Origin of the sequence: Nocardia sp. NBC_00881, from assembly GCF_045207455.1 — a bacterium.
Classification (GTDB): Bacteria; Actinomycetota; Actinomycetes; order Mycobacteriales; family Mycobacteriaceae; genus Nocardia.
Genome location: NZ_CP108798.1, coordinates 1,870,084 through 1,889,657 on the forward strand (window position 1 = coordinate 1,870,084; position 19,574 = coordinate 1,889,657).

The window sequence follows — 19,574 nt, forward strand, 5'->3', positions numbered from 1 at the left end:
AGACCTGGCGCTCCGCAGCACGTCCGCTGCCGGAGCAAAACACGGCGATGCCTTTCACGGCCGCCGACCATGCCTGGCGGAAGATGTCGGCACATCCTCGACGGGTGCGCCTGGGGAGGTTGACGGCTTTTGCGGCGGTAGCGTCGATTTGCCGCTGGACTCCGCGTCCAGTCTTCTACCAGCATCGTCCCGAACCGAGACGGTTCGCGGTTCGACTGACACCTACCGAGGTGACTTTCGGCCCCTGCGCGCACTACGGCATGGGCGCATCGTGGGGTGATACGACGGTGCTCGGCGCATCGGATTTCAGATTCGAGGAGATGAGTCATGGGGCCCGAACTGATTCGGATGATGCACATCCTCATGACGTGCCTGCACCAGTGCCCAGTCAGTCCCTGACACGAACCAGCCCAGGGCCGGCAGCAAGGATGGTGCCCTCGTGACCGATCCCGCCATTTCGATCAACGGTTTGACAAAAACGTTCGGTACGGTGCGTGCCCTGGATGAACTGGATCTCACCGTGCGGACCGGTGAGATCCACGGCTTTCTCGGCCCCAACGGTTCGGGCAAGACGACGACGATCCGGATCCTGCTGGGGCTGCTGCGCGCCGATTCCGGCATGGTACGCATGCTCGGCGGCGACCCGTGGTTCGACGCGGTCGCGTTGCATGCACGGTTGGCGTACGTGCCGGGGGAGGTCATTCTCTGGCCCGGGATCACCGGTGGTGAGGTGATCGACCTGATGGAGCGGCTGCGCGGCGGTGTCGACCGGCGTCGCCGCGACGAACTGCTGGAACGGTTCGAGCTCGACCCACGGCAGAAGGCGCGTGCCTATTCGAAGGGCAACCGGCAGAAGGTCGCACTCGTCGCCGCACTGGCCTCGAACGCGGAACTGCTGCTGCTCGACGAGCCCACTGTCGGCCTCGACCCGCTGAAGGAAGTCGAATTCCAGCGCTGTATCCAGGAATCGCAGAACGACGGCCGGACGGTGCTGCTGTCCAGCCATATCCTCGCCGAGGTGGAAGCGTTGTGTGACCGGGTGAGCATCATCCGTGGCGGGCACACTGTGGAAAGCGGCACCATGTCCGAACTGCGGCATCTGACCCGTGCCGCGATCACGGTGGAAACCGTTCGCCCACCCACGGATCTGGACGCCGTAGTTGGCGTGCATAACCTCGTTCAGGACGGTACGCGGGCCCGATTCGATGTCGATACCACCCATCTGGACACGGTCCTGCGGATACTTTGCGACCTCGGCATGCGCAGTCTCACCAGCACACCACCCACCCTGGAGGACATCTTCCTGCGCCACTACGGTGCCGAACCTGCCCACGCGGAGGAGATATCGTGACTGTTGGGTCGAGTCTGCGAGCTCCGCTGAGTGGGATCGTCTCCGGGACGGCCACACTACTGTGGTTCACGCTGCGGCGCGAGCGATTCGCCCTGCCGCGCTGGGTGCTGGGCGCCGCCGCATTGTTGGCATTCCAGTCCTTCGGCAGCCAGCGGTTCTACAACACCCCGGAGAAACTGGCCCAGGTCCGCCAGATGATGAGCGCCAGCGCGACCACCATTGCCATGGGCGGGCCGACCAGGCTGTTGGACACGATCGGCGGCGAGATCGTCTTCGAGATCTTCGCCTACCTCGCCGTCGTGGTCGCCTTGATGAATATGTTCCTGGTGGGTCGGCACACCCGCTCAGATGAGGAGACCGGGCGGGCGGAGCTGATCCGGTCGGCGCGGGTCGGTCGCCGCGCGCCGGCGATCGCGGCGCTGGCTCTGGCCGGGTTGGCCGACATAGCCGTAGTGCTGGTGATTTTCGCGACTGGCGTGGGGACTCGCCTGCCGACCGGCGGGTCACTGCTGCTCGGGGTCGCCGTGGGTGGGGTCGGTGTGACCTTCGCCGCGGTCACGGCGGTGGCCGCGCAGGTGTTCGAGAATCCGCGCAGCGTCTACGGTTCGGTCACCTTGGGTCTCGCCGCGGCCTACGTTGCGCGCGCCATCGGCGATGTCGGTACCGGGACCGCTTCCTGGGCATCACCGATCGGCTGGGGACAGCGAACCTACCCGTTCGTCGTCGACCGCTGGTGGCCGGTACTGCTGTTCGCCACTGCGACCGTCGCGCTCACCGCCGTCGCCTTCGTGCTGCTTGATCGGCGGGACTTCGGCGCTGGCTTGCTGCCTTATGGAAAGGGACGGGCCAGCGCGTCGTGGGCGCTGAGCTCACCCGCGGGATTGGCTTGGCGGCTGCAGCGCGGCTCGCTGATGAGCTGGGCTGTCGGCGTGTTCGCGCTCGGCGCGGCGTTCGGCTCGTTCGCCGACAGCATCGAGGACTATTTAGCCGACAACCCTGAGATCGCCGCCTACCTGCCTGGCGGCGTGGCCGATGCAGTGGACTCATATCTGGCTCTCACGGTGTCGATCGCCGCGCTGCTCGCCTCCGCCCACGGCATCACCAGCGCCCTGCAGGCCCGCAGCGAGGAGACCGCGGGCCGAGCCGAATCGGTCCTGGCCGCACCCGTCAGCCGGCATGCCTGGCTGGCCAGCCACCTCACCATCGCGGTGATCGGATCCACATTCGTGCTGGCTGTCGGAGGTTTCGGTAATGGGCTGGCCTATGGCGTGACGATCGCCGATGCGGGCCAGTCACTGCGCATGACCGGGGTGGCGCTCGTCTATTCACCCGCTGTCTGGCTGGCCGTCACCGTCGCAGCGCTCGGGTTCGGCTGGTTACCCAGGGCCGCTGTACCGATGGCATGGGCGGTGTTCGCCTATTGCGCGGTTGTTGTCCTTTTCGCGACACCCTTCGATCTGCCTGATTGGTTCGACGACGCCTCTCCGTTCACGCACATTCCGCGGGTGCCGCTCGAGACCGGCTCCGCCGCACCGGTACTCGTCCTCACCGCACTGGCGGCAGCCGGACTAGGGGTGGGATTCGCCGGATTCCGCCGCCGCGACGCTGGATACTGACGGCGTCGGCGCGCAGAAGGGCGACACCCCATGCCAAGGGCCGAACCGAGACAACGATGTAGAGAACAACGGCGAGGGAGCGGCCGGTCCCGATAGAGCATTGCTACAAAACGTGGGCCGAAAGGCCGGGCTGCCGCAGAGTCAAGTCACCTGTTCGGCGGATTCGGTCATGTCGAGTATTTCGGCGAGTGGGCGACGGGGAGTCGCTGGACCGTTCTGTGTGGATTCGGGTGCGGTGCCGACTCGGATCAGGACCTGTGGCAGCAGGCGGGAGTGTCCGGTAAGTTCGCGGACGACGGCGCGGCTGCGTGGGACTTCGGTCAGATGGGTCAGGGGACATGTCGCGAAGCCCGCGAGTGTGCATTCGAGCAGCACCGTGGACAGCACCTCGCCGCAGCGCACCAGGTGGTCCGGGGTGTCACCGTCGGTGGACAGGACGAGAATCACCGAGTGGTCGTCGGTGATTTCGCCCCGCCGGGGCGCTCCGGTGGTCGTGGGGAACTGGCGGCCGACAGTCACTCGCTGCCGTTCCTCCGGTGAGATCAGGGCTTGCCTGGGGACACCGGTATCGGCGACGGTGTGGCCGGTCCACCACTGTAATTCGGCGTGGTATTCGGAGTCGTAGCGGCGCAGAGACGCCGTCATTTCCGAGGCGCGGGCCAGCGCGGGTCGGCTGTCGTCCCGCAAGACGTCGAGGGTGGCGTCGGCGGGATCGAAGGTGGTCCGCAGCACGGTTTCGAAGTCAGGCCAGCCGGTGGGTGCGGCGAATGGCAGCCGGTCGGTGTGCCGCTGCAGTACGGCGTCGGCGCGAGCACGGTCGCCATCGGTCACGATCTTGGCCGGTTGGAAGGTGATGTTCGCCAGGTGATCGCGGCGGTTGGGGTCGGGGAAGCGGGCGACGAGGATCCGCCAGCCTGCTGCGGCCATCGCTGCGTGCAGATGATTCAAGGCGATACCGCAGCTGATCAGCATCTGTCTACCGGAGGTATCCGCCGCCGGAAGCCTGCGCTCGGGCACGGCGAATAGGCGTAGCGCTCGGCCGTCGAATGTCCAGTGCCAAGGCTGACTGTTGTGCAGCGACGGCGCCCGGCCCGCGAGCAGGACGGCCTTCTCGATGGTTTCACCGGTCGGTAGCTGGTTCATATCACTGACGGTAGGTGCCGAACTCCGGCGCCGGAGGAGTCGTTGGTCCCCATCTTCGCGCTCGTGGTCCCCTCGGGCGCCTGTTGCGGACCTTTGCCCCTGGACGGGACGAAAGGACCCGTTCACGCTGGAAGTGTGGGAAACGGTGCACCGGTGGCGCCGCGGATCGATACGCGCCACTACGACGCGGTGATCTTCGATATGGACGGGGTAGTGACCGACACCGCGGCGATTCATGCCGCGGCCTGGATGGAATTGTTCGACGACTTCCTCACACGACGTCCGGCCGGCGCCGGACAAGACCGGTCACCGTTCACCGAAACCGACTACCTGCGTTTTGTGGACGGCAAACCGCGCTATCGGGGTGTGGCGGATTTTCTCGCCGCACGAGGTATCGCACTGCCGTGGGGCGATTCCTCCGATCCGGAGACGGCCGAGACCGTGTGCGGACTGGGCAATCGGAAGGATCGCCTGTTCTGGGACCGTATCGCGCTCGGCGGTGTGCCGGTGTTCGAATCGACCGTCACGCTGATCCGGCAACTGCGCGCCGCAGGAATCCGCACCGGCGTGTTCTCCGCCAGCCGCCACTGCGCGCAGCTGCTCACGACCGCCGGGATCGCCGACCTGTTCGCGGCTCGGGTGGATGGTATCGCTGCCGAGGAGCTGGGCCTGCTGGGAAAACCTGATCCAGCGATGCTGCTGGAGGCCGCGCGTCGGCTGGACGCCGAACCCGACCGCACAGTGGTCGTCGAGGACGCCGAGGCGGGCGTGACGGCCGGCCGAAGCGGCGGCTTCGCGCTGGTCATCGGGGTGGACCGGCACGCGAACGCGGCCCGACTGCTGGCACAGGGGGCCGACGTCGTAGTCGAGGACCTCGGCCGGGTGAAGTTGTGCGGGGGCTTCCGGCGAATATCGGAGGTTCCGGATGTCATCGAGTGCTGGCCGCGGATCGTGGATCGCCTGAGCACCGAGAAAGTGGCGGTGCTGCTGGATTTCGACGGTACCCTGGCCGAGATCGTCGCTGACCCGACCGCCGCAAGACCCGTCGATGGCGCGGCGAGCGTGCTGGCGGAACTCGCCGCCGACTGTCCGGTTGCGGTCATCAGCGGCCGTGATCTGATCGATCTGCGTGACCGCGTGGGCGTGCCGGGAATCTGGTATGCGGGCAGCCACGGTTTCGAGCTGATGGCTCCGGACGGCACTCGTCACGTGCACGATGCAGCGCCGGGCGCCGAAGGGGCGCTCGCCCGAGCCGCCGACGAACTCCGGCATCAGCTACAGGATATCCCTGGAGTTCTCGTTGAGCACAAGCGATTCGCGGTAGCCGTCCATCACCGCAATGTCGCCGCGGAGAACGTCGGCGAAGTGGTCGCCGCGGTGCACGAGGCCGGGCGCACCGCAGGGTTGCGCGTGACCCAGGGTCGGCGGGTCACCGAATTGCGTCCGGATGTGGACTGGGACAAGGGCACCGCGTTGCGCTGGATCCTCGAGCACCTCACCGTCCCGGCGCTGCCGATCTACCTCGGCGACGATCTGACCGACGAGGACGCTTTCGACGCCGTCGAATCCGACGGGCTCCCCGTCGTCGTGCGCCATGCCGAGACCGGGGACAGGCACACCGCCGCGCAGTTCGCGGTCGCCGGACCGCGTCAGGTTCGCGACTTCCTCGACCGGCTGGCACAGCTCCTGCACACCGAAACCGCTGCAGCCGGACCGGAGTCGTGGACGCTCACCTTCGACGGCTACGACCCACCGCAGGAGAAGCTTCGCGAGGCACTGTGCACTGTCGGCAACGGCTACTTCGCCACTCGCGGAGCGGCGCCGGATTGCGTGGCCGGGGCAGTGCACTATCCCGGCACCTATATCGCCGGGGTGTACAACAGGCTCTACGACGAAATCGCCGGGCACGTCGTGGACAACGAAAGTATGGTGAATCTGCCGAACTGGCTCCCCGTGACTTTCCGGATCGATGGCGGCGATTGGTTCGATATCGATACCGCCGACTTGCTGAGTTACCGGCAGCAAATGGATCTGCGCCGCGCCGAGCTCGTACGGCAGTTCCGCTTTCGTGACTCCTCGGGGCGAATCACCACGGTGACCCAGCGCCGCTTCGCCGCCATGCACCGGCCACACCTGGGCGCGCTCGCGACGACGATCACCGCCGAGAACTGGTCGGGGACTCTGACGATCCGCTCGGTGATCGACGGTTGCGTGCGCAACGGTCTGGTGGAGCGTTATCGGGGCCTTTCGGATGCCCACTTGTCGACGGAGCGGGCCGTGCGAGTGTCCGACGATTCGGTACTGCTCGCGGTGCGGACAAGCAATTCGGAAATACCGGTGGCCGTGGCGACTCGCAGCACTGTGAGATGCGCAGCGGGACCTGTCAACGCACCGAGCGAATTGATCGATCGAGACGGAGTGATCGGGCACGACTTCACCGTCGACATCGCCGCCGGAGACTCGACGACCCTGGAGAAGATCGTCACCGTTTTCGCCGGACGTGACCATGCGACAGCGGGACCAGAGGAAGAAGCCACCCGCTGGCTCGTCGCCACCGGTGATTACACGGAGCTTTTCGAGGGACACGCCGCGGCCTGGAAGCATCTGTGGGCACGGTCGCGAATCGACCTCGACGGTCGGGAGCACCCGGCGCGCATCGTGCGCTTACATCTGCTGCACTTGACACAGACCCTGTCGCCGAACACCGCGGACCTCGACGTAGGTGTGCCCGCACGCGGACTCCACGGTGAGGCGTATCGCGGCCACGTGTTCTGGGATGAACTGTTCGTTTTCCCGGTGCTGAATCCTCGGTTTCCCGAGTTGACCCGATCGTTGCTGCGCTACCGCTACCGCCGCCTACCCGAGGCCCGCCAAGCAGCCGTCGCTGCCGGACTCGCCGGGGCGATGTTCCCGTGGCAATCCGGCAGCGACGGCCGTGAGGAAAGCCAGCGCCTGCACCTCAATCCGCTGTCGGGGCACTGGAATCCGGATCCCAGCGGACGTGCCCATCACATCGGCATCGCGATCGCCTACAACGTGTGGCAGTACTATCAGGCGACCGGCGACCTGGAATTCCTCACCGAATTCGGTGCCGAACTACTGGTAGATATCGCACGATTCTGGTCGAGCATGGCCGACTACGACAGTGAGCGTGACCGCTACATCATCCGTGGTGTCATCGGCCCGGACGAATTCCATTCCGGCTACCCGCAGGCAACCGACGGAGGCATCGACAACAACGCCTACACCAACATCATGGCTGCCTGGGTGATCCTACGGGCACTCGACGCCCTCGCCCTCCTGACCCCACGCACCCGGTCCGAATTGCTGGAGACGCTGTCGGTTCCACCGTCGGAGCCAGACCGCTGGCAAGATGTCGCACGTCGCATGTATGTACCGTTCCACGACCGAGTCATCAGCCAGTTCGAAGGCTACGACCAACTGGCCGAACTGGATTGGAACCACTACCGGCAGCGCTACGGCAACATCCAGCGATTGGACCGGATATTGGAGGCCGAGGGCGACAACGTCAACCGCTACCGGGCGGCCAAACAAGCCGATGTGCTGATGCTGTTCTATCTGCTCTCGGCCGACGAGCTCCGAGAGCTGCTGGGCCATCTCGGATATGAACTGCCGGGTGAGATGATTCCACGCACTATCGACTACTACCTGTCGCGCACCTCCCACGGCTCGACACTCAGCGCACTGGTGCATTCATGGGTGCTGGCCCGCGCAAACCGCGACCGTGCCGTGGAATTCTTCGACCTTGTACTCGAATCCGACGTCGCCGATATCCAGGGCGGCACTACAGCGGAGGGGCTCCATCTCGGCGCGATGGCTGGCAGCATCGACCTGCTACAACGCTGCTTCACCGGGTTGGAGATCCGCCGCGACCGCCTGATCTTCTGCCCGCACTGGCCGAGAACGCTCGGCGCCCTGTCATTTCCGATGGTCTACCGCGGCCACCGGCTCACCGTCCGCGTCAGCGGCGATGGCGTCGAAATCAGCTCGGATCCCGGCACGTCACCGCCGATCGAGATCGACTGTCGAGGCCAGATCGCACAACTCGTGGCCGGGGAAACAGTTCGCCTGCCAACGAACCCGACACCCGGACCAGAACAATGACCCCGGCGCGGTCCACTACCGACCAGAATTCCAGTTATGTTGCGTGAGATGTCCTTCTCGGTACAACGAAGCGCACCGAGATCATCCAGCGTGCGACGAAAAACCGTTAGCTTCCACCTTGATTGGCGATGTTCCGAAATCTGAGAGTCTTTCGGCCTCCGATCAGGTGACGATCGGCCGCATCCTCCGCACCCGGACGTTCATACCGTTGGTGTGATGCCCGCCGGGCTATCGCAGGCGTGAAGAGATTTCGGAGGTCACCATGACAGAGCAGCGCTACGACGATCCGCACCGACTGCCCTCGGCGAGGGTCGTTGCCGGTGTGGACGGTTCGGAGGGCTCGATGACGGCCCTGCGGTGGGCGGCGGACCTCGCGGCCAAGCGGGGACGCGAGCTGCAGATCGTGCACGGGATGGACCTCGTCGGGATGGGCGGAGCGCTAGGCGGTTATGAGGTCGTGGTGCCGTCGGTGGTCGATTCCGTCCACGCGCACGGCAAAGCCGTAGTAGCCCGGGCCGAACGACTGGCTCGCGAGACCGAACCCGGCCTGCGCGTCTCCACCCTGCTGACAACCGACAGCGCCAAACAACTGCTCATCGACCACAGTGCCGAGGCATACGCGACGGTGGTCGGCGCGACCGGAAGCGTCGGGACGTTCGCCCACTTAGGCTCTACGCTGCTTGCGCTCACCGCCCACGCACGTGGGACGTTGGTCGTGGTACGCACGGATCCTGAGGCCGACTACACGATTCACAGTTCAGGGCCGGTCGTAGTCGGCATCGACGGCAGCCCGATATCCGAGATGGCGATCGCGACGGCGTTCGCAGAAGCGGCCGAACGCTGTACCGATCTCGTCGCCGTACACGTATGGAGCGACTGGGATTTCGGGCAATTCGCCGGCCAAATTGATCGGCGACTTCTCGACGCCGAACTCGAGCAGACCGAACAGGCGATCCTCGCCGAACGGCTGGCGGGGTGGCAGGAGAAGTACCCGGATGTCCGAGTCATCCGGAAGATATATCTCGCGGCCCCGGCGGCTCGTCTGCAGGCCTGGTCGAAGTCAGCGCAACTGGTGGTAGTCGGCAGCCGAGGCCGCGGCGGTTTCGTGGGCATGCTACTCGGCTCCACCGCCAACTCGCTGGTCCAGCACGCCTCATGCCCTGTCATGGTCGTCCACCCCGCACAATGACGAGCACAATTCGACAACGCAAGGGCAAGCCGATGACCTCATAACCCGCATGCTCACCAGGTTGCGGTGGATGGAGGTCAGCGTCGCACCGGCCAAAGTTCTCCGGTGACCGATCAACTGGGGCCCGATATGTTCAGGCCACAGTGATTCGGCGAGCAGCCGATTCTCCAGGAGATAGATCCACCAGCCCCATTAGGACGGACATGCTCATGACAAACCGGCGGCGCATATCCTGGTATTCTGCCCTCTGCCACGACCGCAGCACATCAGTACTTACCTCACCGGGGCGCCGGGCCAGTTCGCGTCGGGCCGCAGATCGGTGTTGATGGTCGCAGGCGGATCCGTATCGGCGGCGGTGCCACCGGCGGCGGTCAGCGCGGCGATCGCAATCACGGAGGTAACAGCGAATTTCTTCATGGTATTCATCAGGTATCGTTCCTCACGAATTCACGGTCGTGCGACGAAATATTAGAGTGCACGTGATATGCCTGCGGAATGTCACCGTGCATAAGTGTCGGATGCACCGACGCCCAGCACCGCTGGTTCCCGCGCTGCCATCCCAACACGACCAGCGATAATCATTAACCGCTGAGTATTTCGCGGGATGCGGCCCAAAAACCAACCGAATACACCGCCTGGACACACCGACAAACCACCCGCGCCGCTGGACGACCTACGAACCAGGGGTGTCTAACTGGACACCGCAGCTCGATTACCACCCCGACATCGAACCATCGGCGGATATATGACAGTCAGTTCAGACCTGCTTCAGCCTTGCACGTAGCGCGCCGAAGCCGAGCAAGCCGATCCGCGGGAGAGAGGCTTGCTGCCTGCCGGAGTGTAGGGATACCCGGCCAGGAGCCGCGACAAGATCATGACCATGGGCGCGGCCAGCGATATGGAGGTGCTGTCGAATTTGCGCTGCAGGCGGGCGACGGCGGTTCACGGACGATCAGCGGAGCCAAATATTACTACACCGGAACGATCAGAAGCTATGATTTCGATATAATCCACATTAATAGCCATCAATACAATGGGCGGCCAACTGATGGGCTCCTTACTCTGCTTACAGCCTTCCTGATCCGAGAGGCGACAATTTATGACCATGCGTCGTCCTATTGTCGTCGGTGTCGACGGCTCCCCAGCGTCGCTTGCTGCCATTCGCTGGGCCGCTGCGACAGCGGCCCGCCGTGAGGCGCCGCTGCATCTTGTGCACGCCATCGCCGTCCCAGTCCATGCCGTGCCTTTGATCGGCTCTTTGTTGTTCGATATCAGCACATACCGGAAGATTGGCGAGTCCGCGCTCGGCCACGGACGAAGCATCGTGGGTGAGTTGGACGACTTCCACGTTGAGACCTTCCTCGATTTGCCATCACCGGTTGCGGCTTTGGCCGCTCGGTCAGCGACGGCCCAGTTGCTCGTCATCGGCGCTCGGGGATTGGACGCGTTGGAGCGTGTGCTGTTCGGCTCAGTCGGCGTCGGGCTGATGAAGCACGCCGATTGCCCGGTGGCCGTCATTCCGGCTGTCGCGGAAACAGTGCCGCATACATCATATGCCCCGGTCCTGGTGGGAGTAGACGGGTCGCGCTGTAGCACTCGCGCGGTCGGTATTGCTTTCGATGAGGCGGCGAGTCGGAAAGTAGGGCTTGTGGCGGTGACGACGTGGTCTGATCGAAATGTTGCATCCAGCACAGGGCCGGAGCGAGCCGAGGTGTTGCTCGCCGAAAGCCTGGCGGGGTTCACCGACAAGTATCCGGATGTTTGCATAGATCGGGTCGTCATCGAAGGCCGCCCGGCGCAGCGGCTACTGGTGGCGTCCCGGCGCGCGCAGCTGGTCGTGCTCGGCAGTCGAGGGCGTGGCGGAGTTGCTGGCGCCGCGCTCGGCTCCGTCAGTCAAGCAGTGCTGCAAACCAGCCGCATCCCGGTCCTCATCGCTGCATGTCGGGAATGATCGCCTCGCTCACCGCAACAACCCAGACACGCCGTGCACGCGCCTGCCTCGGTGGTGCGCGATGCGCGATCAATGACATTCTGAGGTTCTGGCACGGGAAGCGTGATGTCCAAGGTTGAGCTTCCCCCGGCTCTCCCGGAGGGCTCCGATATGTGGTCCGATACGACTCGGAAGGAGTCATCTGTGGCGGCACCGAGGCAGTACCCGAACGAGCTGAGGGCTCGTGCGGTGCGTTGTATCGGGAGTCGGATCCCAAGCCGACGATCCGGAAGCTGGCGCAGCTGTTGGGGTCCCGTCACTGCCGCGACAGCCGTCGGGAGATCACTATGGACGGGATGCTCAAGGGTGCCGATCTCGTCCTTCTGACCACCACCGGTGCTCGCAGCGGGCAGCAACACGTCGCGCCGCTCGACTACCTCACCGATGGCGAGGACCGGATCGTACTGTGGGCAGCCAACATGGCCGCCCCAACCACCCGGCGTGGTACCGGAATCTGGTTGCGATTCCCAGGTGCTGATCGAGCAGCCCACGTCCGAGGGCATCGACCGGTTCACCGGCACCGCACACACCGCGTCGGGCATAGAACGCAAGCGGTTGCTCGACCTGCTGGGTGAGCAGTACCCGCATATGGCGGCGCATCAACAGCAGACCGAACGCGACATCCCCCTGGTCGTGGTGGAGTGGGACAGCATGAATATTTGAACGTCAGCTCAGCGTAGCCATTGGTTGCTGCTGCGATGTGGGCGGTGGCCTGGTAGCGGACGGCAGTCTGTCGAATCTGGCTGCCACAAAGCGGTTTGCTGCATCTTCCGGATCAGCGCCCACACTCCCGCACGCTGCCAGCGGCGGAACAGCCCGAACACCGTCCTTTGCGATGGTACGCAGTCCCTCCGCCGATCAGGGCATTGACCGCGCAGGTATGGCGGAGGTCGGGAATCCTGGGAGAACGCCGACTCGGGGTCTGAATCTCGGCCGAGACGAGGAGGTTGACAAAGGTCTGCTGCAAACCTCTCTGCTGCTGCCGGCGGGGCGAACTCGATCGCGGCATTGAAATGGCTGAGTCGACGACTTCTATGCCCGTAGCTGTCCCATGAGAGCCTTCAAATCGCGAACAGCCTGACCTTGCCGGATTCGGTTGTGGCTGTGGCGTGCAGGTGGGTCCCGACCGGTTCATCGTGACCGCGGTGAACGCCTTGGCGCCTCCACGGAAGCTCGACGGACGTCGACCGCGGCGATGATATAGGCCGCGTTGTTCCGTGATGGCAGGGCCTGCTTGGAGTGGGGAGTGTTTGTTTGCAATATTGAACAAAAAAGTTTGGTATGCCAAACTCAAGATGCGTCGATGGGCGCAGCGTGGACAGTAGTGGCGCTGGCCGCCGTGCGTAGCGGTCGACGTCCCGACTGGGCGCTGTGGTCGATCACGATGCGAACGGTCAATCTAGCCGGTCTGAAGATGAGGCTCACATGAATAAGATCACTTGCGCTACCGTTGTTGCCGCCACAGCGGTGAGCGTCGTCGGTATCGGGGCCACTAGGGCGTTGGCCCTGCCCGCGATGCCGGACGGGCGCACATTGAGCACCGAGATCGTCCCGGGTGTGCAATACACCAGCAACACCCTGGACGAGTCCGTGGTCATCGAGACCGGGATGGCCACCCTCATCACCCAGGGCGGGCAGTTTCAGGTGAACGACGCGACCGGCACCACAGTGGCCGGCGTCGCGTCTTTCGCGGTCCAGCCGAAAGCCCTCGAGGCCGTCGAAGCTCCGGCGGAGGTGAAGGCGGCTGCGCAAGCCGCGACGCCGGATATGCATCTCGACGAGATCAGCGGCGATCCGCACACCGAGCGGTTCGACGCGGCGATACAGGCCGCTGTCAACGAGTTCCAGTTGGCCACCGCGACCGGAACTCTGGCTGGTGGTGCGATCGGCGTGGCTGTCGGCTGCGGTATCGGCGCTGTGGCCGGTGGGGTCGTCGGGGCGCCCGTCCTCGATGCCGCAGGCCTCACCATCATCGCAGGCTGTCTTGCCGGTGCCGGTCTGCTCGGTGGGCTGGGCGCCATCATCGGCGCCGCGGTGCTCGGTATCCCGGTGGGCATTGCCTCTGCGATCAAGTTCCAGAACACCATGAACCAGCCGTACGACGAGGAGAGCCACGTTGGCAGACCACAGGAGTGAATCCCCCCGGCGAGTCCGGAGACTTACGGGTGTGACAGCTCAGCGGTTTGCTGGGCTGGTTGTTGACAGTAGTAGGCGGTCTCCATCTCGGCAGGCGGCATGTCACCGCAGTGTTGACAGCGCCGCCGGTGATTGAACCAATCCACCCATTCGGCGGTGGCCAACTCGACGTGATCGACCGTACGCCAGGGCCCCCGTGGTTTGATCAGTTCGGTCTTGTAGAGACCGTTGATCGTCTCGGCGAGCGCGTTGTCATAGGAGGATCCGACCGCGCCGACCGAGGGGTGGATCCCGGCGTCGGCGAGTCGTTCACTGAGCGCGATGGAGGTGTATTGCGACCCCCTATCCGTATGGTGTACAACGTCTTTCACATCCCAGCCGTCGCGTTCGCGCGTCCATATGGCGTGCTCGATCGCGTCGCGCACCAATGCGGCGGACATCGACGTGCCGGTGCGCCAGCCCAGGATTCGTCGGGCATAGGCATCGACGACGAACGCGACATACACCCACCCCGACCACGTCCGGGCATAGGTTATGTCGGCCACCCACAACCGATTCGGTGCCGCGGGCGCGAATCGTCGTTGCACCAGCTGTAGCACATCGCCACGAAATCGTCGGCATACCTCACCAGCACCGGGCATCCTGCGGCCGCCTCCGCGTCGCTGCCGACGCTTCGGCGGTAGCGGACCCCGGCCGCGTATTCCATCCCGTGCAGGGCGACGTTCAACAGCAACGGGCTGATTACGCCTCCAACGCAGTGGGCAATGTTCGCCCTCCGAGTCGGCGTTCTCGGCGTTTGGGGTGTCGTTGCCGGTGCGTTCCCGGTTGGGGATGCGGTGGCGGATGGTGATCTTGTCGGGTCCGACGAGGACGTCTTTGACGAGCAGCCGCAGCACGCGTTGGCGTTCGACGACGGTGGAGAGTTCTGCTTTGCTGTGGAGTTGACCGAGGAATCCCTCGAGGTCGGCGGCGAGCGCGAGGTAGCCTTCACGGTCGGCGAGTTGACTGTAGAGTGCTTGAATCTGGTTGTGTAGGGTGACTTCTCGTGCTCGCAGGTCCGGCATGCGGGAGCGTAACTCGTCGATGGTGATCAGTTGCTCACCGAATGCTTCGATCATGCGGGCGATCCCCGCACGGGCCTTGGCCAGCGCGGTGTCGAGCTGCTTGCGTTGCTTGAGGACCGGGTCGCTGCTGCGTTCGGCGACGAGGCGATTGTCGATCTCGGTGCGGATCAGGTGCGGGTCGGCGAGCATCGCGGTGATGTGGTCCCAGACGACGGTGTCGAGGTAGTCGGCGCGGACCGGTTTGTTGGCGCAGACCCGCCCACCCTCGTAGCGGTAGTCGTCAGAGCCCAGGCACCGGTAGTAGTAGATCTTCTTGTTCGTGGTGCGGGTCGAGGTGCGGTAGTAGCCGTATCCGCAGCTTGAGCATGCTGCCATGCCTTGCAGCAGCGAGGGGATCTTGCTGTTGCGCGAAGCGAATCGTTTGTTGTCGGTCAGGCGTTGGGTGACCCGGTCGAAGGTCTCTTCGGTCACGATCGCGGGCACGGGGATCTCGGTCCACTCCTCGCGGGGCCGGTCGACGGTTTTCGACGCCTTCGGGGTGGAACGTCCCTGTAGTCGGGCGACCCGATTGAGCCCCGGCGATTCGTACACGACCATGGTTTTGCCGAACACCGCGCGACCGGCGTAGGCGGGGTTGCGCAGCATCCCCCAGATCACCGAGCGGTCCCAGCGGCTCTTGCCGGTGCGGGTGGGCACGCTCTGTTCGGTGAGCCAGCGGGTCAGCTCGGCGATGGAGGCGCCGTCGTCGGCATAGCGCCGAAACATCTCCGCGACCAAAACTGCTTCGTGGGCGAGGATTTCGTAGGCCGCGCCGGTGGCCTCGCTCTTGCGCGGGTATCGGTAGCCGAACGGGGCACCCGAGAGCACGTTGACCGACCCGGTTTTGGCGCGGTAAGTCTTGCCGCGCCGGTGCTCGGCGTGGGCGCACAGCGCCGCGGTCTGCGAGCGAATCGTCTCGTCCTTCTTCTGCCGGGCCGAAGACACCCGGGCGTATATCACCGCGCTCGTCATCAGGCGGTAGTCCTTCCTCCCGGGTCCGCGTGACGCGGGCCCGGCGTTGTGGCACAAGAATGTCGTAAGCCACCGACAAATCCGTGGCCGCGTGGCGGTCGAAAACGAATTCCGTCTCGACCACCCTGTCGTTCACCTGCGCCGGGGCTGTGTGTGACCCCGCGCCAAGAAACCGATCAACGCCGCGGTGACCAGGGCGGAGATCGTGCCGCCCGACTCCTTGGCCCGCTCACGCACCCGAACAGCCAGCGCCGCAGGAACTTTGACGGTGAACACCACCATCTCCTCCGGAACGACCACCCGACCGCCCGACGCGGCTCGCTCCACATACCGGCGAGCTTGCCGTGACGAGCAGTCGAATTCGGCCGCCAACACCCGCGCAGCCTCAGCGACCGCAGCACCCGCCTCCAGCAACTCCGCCGCCGTGTTGACCCGAAGCGCGAATTCCACAGCGCCACAACGACTATCACCAACACGCATGACACAAAGATAACACCAGACATGTCACATCGCCCCCGCGATGCGCCGAGGACGTTCCAGCCGCCGGTAGTTCAGCGTGACATCGAAGCAGAAGTTGCCCATTGCGTTGGAGGCGTAGCCACCACAGCAGCACGGCGTCGCGTCCGCACTCAACGACGTCACCCGCGAGCTCGGCGGTGTCCTCGGAATCGCCTTGCTCGGCAGCATATTCAGCGACAGCTACCGCGGCCGCGTCAGCGACGAGGTCGCACAGAACCTACCCCCGCAGCTGACCCACACCATCGAGGAATCGGTGGCCGCAGGCGTGGTCGCCGGGTCAGCGCCCGGCGCTCCACCACACCTGCTGACGAGCGTGCTCGACAGCTTCGAACACGGCATGTCCACCGCACTCATCGCCGGTGTCGCAGTGGTCGTTGCCGGTGCCCTCGTTACCGTCGCCACCGGCCGCGAAGCTACCCACCCGAAGAGCTGACCATGAACCACACACCATCGGCCGGCTTCGGGTCCTCACAGCCCATAGTGCGGGAAGCGTTCGTGGACACACCAGTTGCTCGCATCCATTACGCGCAGGCAGGCGACGGACCGCCGGTGCTGCTGATTCCCGGCAGCGGCGGCTGGAACTGACCTTCGCCGCGATGATCAAGGAATTCGCGCACGGGCACACCGTCTTCGTGGCAGACCCGCCCGGTCAAGGCCGGACCGAAATCGTCGAGAGGTCAGGCCCGTTCGGCACAGATGCGGTTGTCGCGTCGATAGGTCACTTCCTCGATGCCGTCGGCGTGGAACGCGCTGCCGTCGTCGGCCATTCGTGGGGCGGGGGCTTTGCCCTCCGATTCGCCCGGACCCACCATGATCGAGTGGAGTCGAATGACGCTGATCGCGCCGGCCGGTGTGGATGTGGCGGACGTGTGGGAATTCCGGCTCCTGAGACTGCCTCTCGTCGGCGAGATCATCGTTCGCCTCACATCCACAGCGTCGGTGCGACATATGCTCCGAAAGTCCTTCGCCGACCACGCCAGCGTGCCCGCCGATCGGATCGGAGACTACGTGCAGATGATGCGAACACCCGACGGACGAGCAGCCCGGCTCGCAGACATGCTGCGAGTCGAGCGATCAGTGCGATGGAGCGATACCGAACGTAATCTGCCGCTGGTCGACACGCCTGTCCTGCTGTTATGGGACCGAGGACCGGTACTTCCCGGTCGAACTCGTCGAGCGGTTCACCTCCCAGCTGCCACGGGTGCAGGCTCACGTCTTGGTCGGCGGCGGTCATTCACTGCACGATGACCTGTCTGGGGAAACCTACGCACTGCTCCACCCGTTTCTTCGTCCCGACCATACATAGAGGTGTCCCCGGCTAGGCCTGGGTGATCTCGTCGAGGAATTCTCGAAGGGCGGGGGCGGTCACGCGCGCGAGGTCTTCGGCGGTGTGCAAGTCACTCGATATTGTCTCCGACGCCAAGCGGCCATGGGGCAGTATCCGGGCGACCTCGCCGGCAAGTGCGGTGGGGTGACGCGCATCCGATCCAGAAAACACCAGCGTCGGCGCGGTGATCGCGGCCAGTTCGGCAACGTTGCGGAAGGATCGGTCCCGGCCTATCGCCGCAGCGGCGACAATGCTGGCCGGATCCGATCGGGGTATGGCGTCACGCACCATCGCACCGACGACAGGCGGGAACCCGGCCAAGATCGGCGCCCAGCCCGCCTCGATGCCTTCGGCCGCGACGCGAGCGGCGAAGGCATCCAAGAAGCGGATCTCGGCTTCTTTCGCCGTGTCGTCCTCGATGTCCTCGACCCCGATCAAGACCGCGGCACGCACGCGGCTCGGATGCGCCGCGGCCACGCGCAGCGTGATGGTCGAGCCGAGACCGGCACCGCCGAGCGCTACGCCCGGCAGACCGAGTTGATCCAGTAGGCACATGACATCGTCGGTGTACTGGGCCCAGGTGTGGCGTGCCGGATCAGCGCAGACGGACCGGCCGTAGCCGCGCAGGTCCGGGAGAACCACCGGGCGGCTGTCGGCGAGCCGAGCGGCCAGCGGGAGAAGGCTTTCATGATCGGGTCCGCCGGCATGCATCAGGATCAGCGGAAGCCCGTCGCCGTCCCCGACAACAGTGGCGTGCAAGCTGCAGCCGTCACTTCCGCGGTAGCTGATCTTCGGCATGGACGCAGCGTATGCCGATACCACAGCTGCCCACAACGAACTGACCAGCCATCCGATATCGCGATCCGGCCAATCTGGCCCGGGCCCATTGAAGCTGAGCACAGCGACACCGCCGCCGCCCCCTTTCGAACGCAGCGATCACGCCTGACTGTGTCACGGGCGTGGTGGATAATACGTACGGCTCGCGATTCTCGCATCGGCCGGAACTGCCGTGCCCACACCGCTGACAGCAACCAGCAGCCAGACAGTAATCGGATCCAGATCCCGTAGCACGCCCAGAACTCCGCGAGACGTCTGCGTAGTCGCGGCAGTCCAGCAGCGATAACCTCAGTGGTCAGCGCTGTGCACTACGTCCTCAACGGCGCGGCGGAGGAGAGCCGGGCCGGCGTCGCCGCACGCTGTCGCTTCAGCGCAGAACACCGCAAGCTCGGACAGGTGGCGATGGACTGGATACTGGTCGGCGAGGTCGCCGACGCCGGACGGGTGCGACACATCCACCAGCTGGCTCGTAGTTCGTAGGTCGAAGTCGTCGACCTCATTGGCGAGTACGACAGCGACGAACGGGGTGCTCTGGAGGCTCCTGTCGAATGGTCAGCAGCACACGATTGGTCGTGTCTTCCGCGAGCTGGTTGGTTGTAGCGGCACGCCAGCGGTGGGGTCTACCGGGAAGTCGCGTGCGACCCAGGCCTGAGCGACTGCGATTGATGCAGCCTGTCGGCGCCTACTGATCGCGCCAACCGGCCCGTACTACGGTCCGCCGATACCGTCCGAATGAGCTACCGCTTCCCGATCCCCGGCCGATAATTCAGGCAAGGAGACTCGCAATGTCGGCGCCCTCGATTCCAGAGATCGTCGTCAACGATGGAACCACCATCCCGCAGCTCGTTGCGGGGTATTCCGAGTACCCGACGACGAAGCCACACCGGCCGCGACAACGGCACTTGAGGCAGGCTATCGGCGATCGACACTGCCGCCTACTACCGCAACGAAACTGGCGCAGGCGCAGGTATCGCCGCGTCCAGACTGCCGCGCGAACAACTACACATCACGGCGAAGGTTTGACACACCGTCCTTGGCTACGACACCACCCTGGCCGCGCTAGACAAGAGCCTGTCTCACCCTGGAGAAGATCAAAAACGACGGTCTGGCCCGCTCGATCGGGTTTCCAACTTCCCGGCAGCCCAGCTCGAGCGGTTCATCGGCGCCTTGGGCGTCGCGTATGCGGGCGCGGGCGCGGGCTTCGATACAGGCGAGCCGGACACGGGCGGTGCCGTTTTCGGGCATGAAGCGCCATCCGTCCTAGGC

General features: G+C 64.9%; 16 protein-coding genes and 3 pseudogenes. 11 read left to right on the forward strand and 8 right to left on the reverse strand.

What is annotated here, in order from left to right:
* The first annotated feature begins 439 nt into the window (after positions 1–439).
* On the forward strand, positions 440–1,351 hold the full coding sequence (locus OH799_RS07410) for an ATP-binding cassette domain-containing protein (protein WP_406277015.1): 912 nt from the start codon (positions 440–442) through the stop codon (positions 1,349–1,351).
* The gene (locus OH799_RS07415) at positions 1,348–2,967 is read left to right on the forward strand and encodes an ABC transporter permease (RefSeq protein WP_406277017.1); all 1,620 of its coding nucleotides are present in this window, start codon (positions 1,348–1,350) and stop codon (positions 2,965–2,967) included. The genes OH799_RS07410 and OH799_RS07415 overlap by 4 nt, the downstream gene beginning before the upstream one ends.
* Before the next feature lie 141 nt (positions 2,968–3,108).
* Here the strand turns inward: OH799_RS07415 and OH799_RS07420 are convergent, their stop codons facing one another.
* Entirely contained in the window at positions 3,109–4,110 is a 1,002-nt protein-coding gene (locus tag OH799_RS07420; protein WP_406277019.1) for an Acg family FMN-binding oxidoreductase, read from the reverse strand.
* A 135-nt stretch (positions 4,111–4,245) separates the two neighbouring features.
* Here OH799_RS07420 and otsB point away from each other — a divergent pair, with 135 nt between their 5' ends.
* Positions 4,246–8,235: a trehalose-phosphatase gene (otsB, locus tag OH799_RS07425; protein WP_406277021.1), complete on the forward strand. Its 3,990-nt coding sequence runs from the start codon at positions 4,246–4,248 to the stop codon at positions 8,233–8,235.
* Between the two features lie 262 nt (positions 8,236–8,497).
* Complete coding sequence (locus tag OH799_RS07430; protein ID WP_406277023.1) at positions 8,498–9,424, forward strand: universal stress protein; 927 nt, start codon at positions 8,498–8,500, stop codon at positions 9,422–9,424.
* A gap of 273 nt (positions 9,425–9,697) precedes the next feature.
* Here the strand turns inward: OH799_RS07430 and OH799_RS07435 are convergent, their stop codons facing one another.
* Complete coding sequence (locus tag OH799_RS07435) at positions 9,698–9,850, reverse strand: hypothetical protein (protein ID WP_406277025.1); 153 nt, start codon at positions 9,848–9,850, stop codon at positions 9,698–9,700.
* A 679-nt stretch (positions 9,851–10,529) separates the two neighbouring features.
* Here OH799_RS07435 and OH799_RS07440 point away from each other — a divergent pair.
* The 4 genes and pseudogenes from OH799_RS07440 to OH799_RS07455 all read left to right on the forward strand — a co-directional run bounded on the left by OH799_RS07440 (position 10,530) and on the right by OH799_RS07455 (position 13,550).
* On the forward strand, positions 10,530–11,375 hold the full coding sequence (locus tag OH799_RS07440; protein ID WP_406277027.1) for a universal stress protein: 846 nt from the start codon (positions 10,530–10,532) through the stop codon (positions 11,373–11,375).
* Positions 11,376–11,701: 326 nt separating this feature from the next.
* A pseudogene (locus OH799_RS07445) lies at positions 11,702–11,806 on the forward strand (nitroreductase/quinone reductase family protein); the annotation flags it as partial.
* A gap of 79 nt (positions 11,807–11,885) precedes the next feature.
* Entirely contained in the window at positions 11,886–12,077 is a 192-nt protein-coding gene (locus tag OH799_RS07450; RefSeq protein WP_406277029.1) for a nitroreductase/quinone reductase family protein, read from the forward strand.
* A gap of 762 nt (positions 12,078–12,839) precedes the next feature.
* The gene (locus tag OH799_RS07455) at positions 12,840–13,550 is read left to right on the forward strand and encodes a hypothetical protein (protein WP_406277032.1); all 711 of its coding nucleotides are present in this window, start codon (positions 12,840–12,842) and stop codon (positions 13,548–13,550) included.
* 23 nt (positions 13,551–13,573) lie between these two features.
* Here the strand turns inward: OH799_RS07455 and OH799_RS07460 are convergent.
* The 4 genes and pseudogenes from OH799_RS07460 to OH799_RS07475 form a co-directional block, all read right to left on the reverse strand.
* Positions 13,574–14,140 (reverse strand): annotated as a pseudogene (locus tag OH799_RS07460) (IS3 family transposase); the annotation flags it as partial.
* Between the two features lie 681 nt (positions 14,141–14,821).
* Positions 14,822–15,625, reverse strand: a pseudogene (locus tag OH799_RS07465) (recombinase family protein); the annotation flags it as partial.
* Positions 15,626–15,757: 132 nt separating this feature from the next.
* Positions 15,758–16,105, reverse strand: coding sequence for a hypothetical protein (locus tag OH799_RS07470; RefSeq protein WP_406277034.1), 348 nt, complete (start codon positions 16,103–16,105; stop codon positions 15,758–15,760).
* Between the two features lie 24 nt (positions 16,106–16,129).
* Positions 16,130–16,267 carry a hypothetical protein gene (locus OH799_RS07475; protein WP_406277036.1) on the reverse strand — a complete coding sequence of 46 codons (138 nt, stop codon included), beginning with the start codon at positions 16,265–16,267 and terminating at the stop codon, positions 16,130–16,132.
* Between the two features lie 31 nt (positions 16,268–16,298).
* On the opposite strand from OH799_RS07475, the gene OH799_RS07480 reads away from it, so the two are divergent.
* Both OH799_RS07480 and OH799_RS07485 read left to right on the forward strand, forming a co-directional pair.
* Complete coding sequence (locus tag OH799_RS07480; protein ID WP_406277038.1) at positions 16,299–16,577, forward strand: hypothetical protein; 279 nt, start codon at positions 16,299–16,301, stop codon at positions 16,575–16,577.
* Positions 16,578–16,740: 163 nt separating this feature from the next.
* Positions 16,741–17,247, forward strand: coding sequence for an alpha/beta fold hydrolase (locus tag OH799_RS07485; RefSeq protein ID WP_406277040.1), 507 nt, complete (start codon positions 16,741–16,743; stop codon positions 17,245–17,247).
* A gap of 215 nt (positions 17,248–17,462) precedes the next feature.
* Here the strand turns inward: OH799_RS07485 and OH799_RS07490 are convergent, their stop codons facing one another.
* Complete coding sequence (locus OH799_RS07490; protein WP_406277042.1) at positions 17,463–18,269, reverse strand: alpha/beta fold hydrolase; 807 nt, start codon at positions 18,267–18,269, stop codon at positions 17,463–17,465.
* A gap of 330 nt (positions 18,270–18,599) precedes the next feature.
* Here OH799_RS07490 and OH799_RS07495 point away from each other — a divergent pair, with 330 nt between their 5' ends.
* Entirely contained in the window at positions 18,600–18,788 is a 189-nt protein-coding gene (locus tag OH799_RS07495; protein ID WP_406277044.1) for a hypothetical protein, read from the forward strand.
* A gap of 579 nt (positions 18,789–19,367) precedes the next feature.
* Here OH799_RS07495 and OH799_RS07500 read toward each other — a convergent pair.
* Positions 19,368–19,553, reverse strand: a complete 186-nt coding sequence (locus OH799_RS07500) for a hypothetical protein (RefSeq protein ID WP_406277046.1) — start codon at positions 19,551–19,553, stop codon at positions 19,368–19,370.
* Between the last annotated feature and the right edge of the window lie 21 nt (positions 19,554–19,574).